Here is a 685-nt window from a genome sequence, read left to right on the forward strand (position 1 = left end):
AGCTTAGTTAGCCAATCTGCTTCCAATTTGAATTTGGGCGACGTATTTACACCCCTGCGTTAAGCCTCTCTTTGCCCGCTTTACGCACTTGACAAGTGTGGGAACTATCCACACGAATCGGAGCAGTTGATAAAATTTGCAGGTTTCTAACGGGAACCATTGCAACAACCGTTCTGAATGTTCTCTTTGCGATCATTTTTCTCGCAGCACTCTTTTCCATCGGTCCCTTTCTGCACCACCAATTGCGCCATACTTTTATGCTACAAGCTCAATCACACCTTATTGAAAGTTTTACTAATCTTGAAGTCATCAAAACATACGTAAAGGAGCTAGCCCAACCGATACGCAAACAAGAAACTTTAGCCCGCAGTTTGGATCAAAGCCGTACAACCAGCAAGTTTCATCTCTTAAATGGTGCTTTAAGCTATATTTTGGTGACCCTTTCACCCTTTCGCCACTTCCATTACTTTTTTGGTGCTCAAGCAGTGCTTCAAAATCAGATCACACTCGAACAACTTATCGCCTTTCATCTTCTTGCCAGCAATGTTTCTAGTCCTATCTTAAGCCTCGCGTCTTTATGGGAAGAATGGCAACACTTAAAAAAAATCTCCCGCTTTCGTTTGGATGATATTCTTAACTCTCCATCGGAATAGGAAGAAAAAAAACATCCTTTCAGCTTACCGCG

1 protein-coding gene is annotated in these 685 nt (G+C 42.3%); it reads left to right on the forward strand.

All coding sequences use genetic code 11. The features are described from left to right. The first annotated feature begins 95 nt into the window (after positions 1 to 95). Complete coding sequence (locus tag ACFIK8_RS11630) at positions 96 to 653, forward strand: ABC transporter transmembrane domain-containing protein (RefSeq protein WP_375669516.1); 558 nt, start codon at positions 96 to 98, stop codon at positions 651 to 653. Positions 654 to 685: the final 32 nt, after the last annotated feature.

It is taken from the genome of Bartonella sp. MR168JLCBS (genome assembly GCF_042194175.1).